Source organism: Enterobacter cloacae complex sp. P12RS, assembly GCF_014895875.1.
Lineage (GTDB): Bacteria > Pseudomonadota > Gammaproteobacteria > Enterobacterales > Enterobacteriaceae > Enterobacter > Enterobacter bugandensis.
In genome coordinates this window covers 1-6698 of sequence record NZ_JADBQO010000088.1, presented here as the reverse complement: position 1 = coordinate 6698, position 6698 = coordinate 1, and the positions used below count along the sequence as shown (strand labels likewise).

The window sequence follows — 6698 nt, the reverse complement described above, 5'->3', positions numbered from 1 at the left end:
ATATAATGCCCTCTCATAAGGTGAATAAAGAATGACTGTTGATGGAAGGTTGGATATTTTTTTCAGTATTATCCATTCGTATTGATTTGCAATATAAGAATGCCGCAAAAAATTCGCGGCATTTTGGTTTATTTTAAATTTGTATTGATGTCGGGATTTTCAAAATCAGGAACAAAAGAAAGATATTTTCCACCAATCTTTATAGCCCGTCTGTTTGCTTCTGCATCATGAATGTGTAACGGTGGGGGAACACCCTCTTTCGCTACAATGCCTGTTTCTCTAAAGAACCCTTCGAAACCTGCGGGAGAGAACATCAACAATATCTTGATAGGTTTAATGCTGTTATTTCTAAATTGGTGATAAATGCCCTTTGGTACATAAACAAAATCGCCAGGGTTTGCCTGAAAGATATTTTCTCCGGCTCTTACGGTTAATTGGCCGTCTAGTACATAAAATATCTCATCAGCGTCTTCATGAAGATGCCAGATCGGACCACCACCAGGCCCAACAAATCCCTGAATAATAGAAATGCTGCCGCCGGTATTTTCTTTGTCAAGCTTGATAGTATAGGTGTCATTATTTAACCAAAGCGGAACGCCTTCATTATCTCTAATAATAAATGGTTGCATTATTTGTACCTCACGGTTATGAATTTAAAGAGAGTGGCCGCCATCGATAACTATTCGTGTACCCACTAAGTAGTCAGACTGGCCTGAGCAGGACCAAATAATGGCTTGAGCGATCTCTTTAACATCGCCAATACGCCCAATGGGGATCAAATCGCGCCATCTTTTGTCACGGTCTGCCGCCGATTCGCCGGGAAGTTGGGTCATTTCGGTGGCCAATGGACCTGGGTTTATTGAGAAAACTCGCACGCCGTGCGTGATAGCCTCTTTTGCCGAGACGCGGGTCAATGCATCGACGGCAGCCTTTGAAGCGGTGTAGGCTGCCGTGCCCGGAATATTCAGCCCGATAGACATATTTGATGAAATATTAACGATAGTCCCGGCCCGGTTTTCTTTCATCGACTGAAGTTCGCGCTTCAGACTTTCAAACAAACCAATGACATTAGTAGTGAATACGTGATTAAAGTCTTCACTGGAGGTTTCATCGACAAAACCAAAAGAAAATACTCCGGCGTTATTAACGGCAATATCAAGAGTACCGACTCTATTTTTAATTTCATCAAACAGGTTATCTATTGATTGATTATTATTTGCGTCGAAAGGAATAACCCATGATTTGCCAGGAGTCTCGGAGATCGCTTGCGCTGTCTCTTCTAGTTTCTGCTTATTTCGACCTGCAAGAATAACGGTTCCGCCAAGTCGTGAAAATGCCAAGGCTATTTCTCTGCCAAGTCCACTGCCTGCGCCGGTTACAAGAATTTTCTTTTGCGAAAAAATACCACTCATCGGTTCTCTTCCTTATATAAAGTAATCTTCGACTTTGCCACCAAGGAGAATATCGCCGCACACCTGCAGGACTTTTTCCTGCGCGACAGCGTGCTGGCAAATAGTGTTGATATCACGTAATGCGCGATCAAAAGGTGTTTCATGGGTGTAGATAGAACCCCCACCCTGTAGGTCATACAAGCTTGAAACGATGGTTCGTGCGGTTTGAAAGGCATTTCTTCGACTCAAAGCTGACTGCACGCGCCAATGAGTAATATCGTCATGAGCGGCATCGGCTTCGAGCGCCTGCCATAATGTACTTACGCTGGTGAGCGCCGCGTTTCTAGTGATAAATAACTGATTCTCTGCGTTAGCCACCGCCGTCTGTACGCGCGTTGAGTTTCGCCATTTCACATCATTGATTCTGTCTGTGCGGTCGTCGGCGACGTCGTAGATATAGTCCAGACAGGCTCTCGCAAGCCCCAGCGGGATACCGGCCATTTTGCGTAAAATTGCATCCGGCGTTTTGTGCAGTGGCCCTTGACGTTTTGGTTCCGAGAAATTGAACGCGTGCTGTTCGGGAATGAACAATCCTTGCGTGGAGTAGTCCTGACTGCCGCTTCCCCGCAGGCCGGTGGTGAACCAGGTGTCGGAAAAAAGGTAGTCGGCAGGACGCGCCAGCATGACTCGCCAAAGGGGCTTGCCGTTATCATCCAGTATAAGATTGCCGTTACGGTAGAGGAAGCAACCTGCCGAGATGACATCGCCATGAGGCGATCCGCTGGCAAAACGCCATTTGCCAGTGACAATGTAGCCGCCATCAACTATCTCGGCTTTTCCCTGCGGGTGTATCCAACCCGCCACGGCCAGATTGGCGTGTGGAAAGATCTCTTTGGCGCTTTTTTCTTCCAAGAAACCTGAATAAATACCTGAGTCACAACCAATCATGGCGCACCAGGCGGTAGCCGTATCGCCCCGGGCGAGTTCTTCCAGCACAAGGATTTGCTCAATCGACGTCAGTCCGGCACCGCCCCATGATTGCGGGAAACACATTCCAAATATCCCAATGCCACGTAGCCTTTCAATAATATTGAGTGGTATCCTGCGATGCTCTTCTATTTCACGAGCGGAGTTACGTAATTTGCCACGTAAATCTCTTAGATTAACTAATATATTGCTAAATGTATTTTCTTCATGAGTTATCATGGATGTGCCTCAATAAATGAACCTATATGATTAAATCTTAAAAGTACATATTGGTTATTATTAATAACTATATCGCCCGGATGCGAAAATTCCCTTTGGGTCTAAAGTTTTTTGCAAGCTTCTAATGATTTCACCTTCACGAAGCGTTCTGGCATTACGACTATTGGCGAGAGGATGTTCGACGTCCAAACGATAAGGATAAAAACCGGAAGCACTAAATTTTTCATGAAGAAGTTTCAGAGCACGATGAGCTTTTCTTATTTCCTCTTCTACGCGTTCAAAACGAATGGATACAACGAGATCAATAATCTGATCACTCAGCGTATTAATTGTGGCGCCGCAGCGCACGCCAGTAGACTCGAAGATATCGTCGAAATGTAGATAAGCCTGTTTAATAGCCTGACCGGTAAAAGGAAGCAGAGGCAAGAAAAATATCCAGCCTTTGCCTTCGGCATCTATTTCAGCCGGTGTAGTACCGAGCGTCTTCTCCAGAAGGATATCATGATATTTAGTATCCCCTTGATAGGCAGCGTTGACTAGATTGGCGACGATATCATCTTGATAAGGATTCGTAGGGCTGTCGTTCCAGATCAAAGAGATGAATTTCTCGCCAGCTTTTACAAACTCGGTTTCCAGCGCGGTGGAAAGTGCCGATACTACTGAGGCAGCTCCCGAAAGAGGCAAATGAACGAGAAACTCGCCCTTATTCGCACCATACGTCAGTGTTGAGGTTTCATCATAAACCTTAAGTACACCGTGAATTAACCCTTGTGCTGACCAACGCTGGAAAGTATTGATAGCATACTCTAAGTTTTCGGGAGAAAAGGAAATATAGGCGACGCGAGATTTTTCTGGTCGATTAAGTAGACGTACAACGCCACCGGTTATAATTCCGAGATTCGATTGGGTGAATAATTGCACCAGTGAAGGGCCAATCCCGTGGGAGTATAATGCGCTATGTTTTCCCTGTTCCGGCCACCAGCCCACTCGGTGCAGTGTCCCGTTGGCGAGAACAATTTCCAGGCCGAGAAGATCTTCTGTACGCTGGTGCCTCAACCCGACGCCCCGATCGAGAGCATTACCTAAAAAACTCGTTTCTGCAGATGAGGCTGTCACATTAATAAAGCGATGGGTGTTCAGTAATTTTTGCGATAATATTCCCTGCGTCACACCTGGCTCAATGACAGCATAACCCTCTGCGATATTAATCTCGCGAATTTTATTTAATCCGGTCAGCTTCAACTGCACGGCGTTGTCTGACGGAGGTTTTGTTGAACCTAGCCCCCAATTGTATCCAGTTGAGTAGGGATAAAGCGCTGTTTCTCCGTCAAATTGATCTGCTAGCTTAACAATACGAATTACTTGTTCAATACTGGAAACATCCACTCGGCCAGAAACCGATGGGGAAGTATATTCACCAACATCATTCGGTGTTTTTACATAGGCGACGACGTTTTTATGATCTAAATGCTGTTCGAGAAAGGAGATGAACTTTTTGCTCATTTAATCAATCCTCTATTTTTCGATAGCTAATATTCGGGTTCAGAAAGAAATAGTGCATTTCATTACTGTATGAACCATCGTGATTTTTCAATCGTCCCGGACGCATCCCCTCAAATTCAAACCCTCCCTTTTGCGCGACTCTTTCTGACGCGATATTGCCTTCTTTGACACCAAGTTCTAAACGTACATAACCAGCTTCATTAAAGGCCCATTTTTTCAAAAGATTCAGTGCCCTTACGGCGTAGCCTAAACCACGATATTCCGGCAATATCCCGTAACCCACATCACCTACATGAGGTGGTACAACATTGCGGATAACAATTTTTCCTACAGCATTACCAGTTGAGCATTCTATAATAGTTAGTAATATATTAGGGCCTACGGCTGAATTAAGCCCGCAACGCCTGACTTTTTGTTTTATTTCATCAAGTGATGCTGTTTCGAATAAACCCCACTTCGATGATTCAGGATTTGATTGCTCTAACCATATACAAAATGTGTCTTTTGTTTCGGCTAAACGTAGTGCAATTTTTTCATCACGATAAATATTACTATCCACTGCAGGGAATAATAGGCTTTTTCCCGTGTTAGTTTGATCCTTCAATAATGAAAATACTGCAAATTCCTCTAGCTCTGAATTTACATTAAATTTTTGTGTAATACCTTCAAAAGTATACCCGCTCAATATAAGGCTATTAATGATTTTATGATGATCAATCAGAATGTGAGTCTCAACTCTCAGTGTCTTATATTTTTCAAATAAAAAAAATGAAAGTTTACGGAATAGTCCGGTTTTTATTTTTTCTCCTAATGGCGTATGAATGTTAATGTCTAGAATTATGCTGCTATAATCATTTTCTGATGGCCGCAAGAAAATGTCTCCTATATGCTCCGGCTTGCATTTTCGTATAACAAATATTTTATGTGTGCATGATTTTTTATTGGGCGTGTCATTTAATAACCTTGCCTCGCAACTTTGGTCGATAATTTTATCACTCTCGCTATGGTAAATGATTGGGATCTCATGCTTGTATTTGTTTTCGGGAAATGAGTGCGATTCCGGAATAGTTTGAATGTTATTTTCATAGCCTAATGAATTAGTTTCACTGTTCATGGTCTATTCCTATTGGTACAGTCAGATATTTGTCTGAGGATTAACAGCAGGAGTATCGTAACGGTTGTTTCTCAAAACAGGGAGTAGGGTGACAATCGCCAATCCTGCTAAAAAAATACCGATGAGAGTTGGTGCACGGTACCCATAACCTTGGTCGATTGCATAGCCACCGGCCCATGAACCAATAACTACTCCAAGACAAATAACGGAGGTATGCATAGTGTTAATTAATGAAGTATTAGGGGCTGCTTTAAACACGCGTGAGGACATGGCAGGAGTGAGAGTAATACCAGTAAGTCCTAAAATCATTACAGATATCAGCACTAATATTTTATTTTCGTAGAAGGTATAAAGCCCAAACAGTGCAAGTACTAGCACGACGCTTCCGGTGAAAACAACTTTAATCGGCGATTTATCTGCTAGTCGACCTACAAGAAAGTTACCAATTACCGTGAATACACCGTAAGCGAAAAGAATAGCCGGGATATATGGAGTATCGAAACCGACAGTGTTTTCAAAATAGGGAACGAAGTAACTGAATGTCGCGAATGTAGCAGCAATAATAAAGAAACTTGTAATAAAAGCCCCCCAGATTGATCTGTTTATAATTGAACCAAATTCAGCCTTAATACTACCCTTAACCTCCGCCTTGAATTTAGGAACAATCAGTATAATACCTATTCCAGCTAAAGATGTAAGGACAATAATTAATGCGAAGGAAACTCTCCAGCCATAATACTGGTCAAGTATTGCTGATAGTGGCAGTCCCGCCACCGTCGCTATCATCATCCCGCCCAATACGATGGAGGCTGCAACGCCAAAGCGTTCCGGTGGAACCATTTTTGCCGCTGTCAACAGCGCAAAACCGAAGAAGGCTGCCGAAGATAATCCGGTCGCAAACCTCGCTACTGCTAAAAGATCATAAGTTGCAGAAACGGTTGCGACTACTTGGGCGACAAGAAATATGCCAGTAATAGTCAATAATGCTGCTTTATTGCTAAGTTTAACTAAAAATGTAGCAAGCAAGGGACCACCGAAAACCATACCTAATGAATAAATGGTAATTAAATATCCAACTTTAGGAATGGAAACACCTAAATCAGATGACATGGATGTGATTAATCCTGCGACCATGTATTCAGATGTTGTCATGGCAAATAGAGTAAAACCTAAAACATATATTGCCGCTGGAAGTGGTTTATTCATAAAAATTCACTCAATGTGATTAACAGTAATGAAACTAATACCCTCGATCATCAGTTTTTGTAAACAGAATATGAATCATAATTGTTATGACATTTTTCACCAATATAATCTGCTGGTTTATCGAGTTGTCGTGTTAGGTTAGGAGGTTAAGATATCGAATTTAGGTAATTAAATTGTCATCGGCTTATCTTAAAAATAGATAATGTTATTTATTTAATTGATTTTTCTGAATGTGTGAATATCGAAAAGGAAAATAACAATGAGTGAATACGTGAAAG

The 6698-nt window shown here is 42.4% G+C and carries 6 protein-coding genes; all 6 read right to left on the bottom strand.

Annotated elements, in window-relative coordinates; genetic code table 11:
• Positions 1-128: 128 nt before the first annotated feature.
• From IM284_RS23000 to IM284_RS22975, 6 genes are read right to left on the bottom strand one after another with little or no spacing between them, the layout of a single operon-like run.
• Entirely contained in the window at positions 129-629 is a 501-nt protein-coding gene (locus tag IM284_RS23000) for a cupin domain-containing protein (protein ID WP_193055968.1), read from the bottom strand.
• A 24-nt stretch (positions 630-653) separates the two neighbouring features.
• The gene (locus IM284_RS22995) at positions 654-1412 is read right to left on the bottom strand and encodes an SDR family NAD(P)-dependent oxidoreductase (protein WP_193055967.1); all 759 of its coding nucleotides are present in this window, start codon (positions 1410-1412) and stop codon (positions 654-656) included.
• A gap of 12 nt (positions 1413-1424) precedes the next feature.
• Positions 1425-2597 (bottom strand): acyl-CoA dehydrogenase family protein, encoded by a 1173-nt coding sequence (locus IM284_RS22990; protein WP_193055966.1) that lies wholly within the window; start codon positions 2595-2597, stop codon positions 1425-1427.
• 60 nt (positions 2598-2657) lie between these two features.
• Entirely contained in the window at positions 2658-4100 is a 1443-nt protein-coding gene (locus tag IM284_RS22985; RefSeq protein WP_050500304.1) for an FAD-binding oxidoreductase, read from the bottom strand.
• 4 nt (positions 4101-4104) lie between these two features.
• Positions 4105-5214, bottom strand: coding sequence for a GNAT family N-acetyltransferase (locus IM284_RS22980; RefSeq protein ID WP_050887335.1), 1110 nt, complete (start codon positions 5212-5214; stop codon positions 4105-4107).
• Between the two features lie 21 nt (positions 5215-5235).
• A complete protein-coding gene (locus IM284_RS22975) occupies positions 5236-6420 on the bottom strand; it encodes an MFS transporter (RefSeq protein WP_040221058.1) in 1185 nt (394 codons plus the stop codon).
• Positions 6421-6698 lie beyond the last annotated feature (278 nt).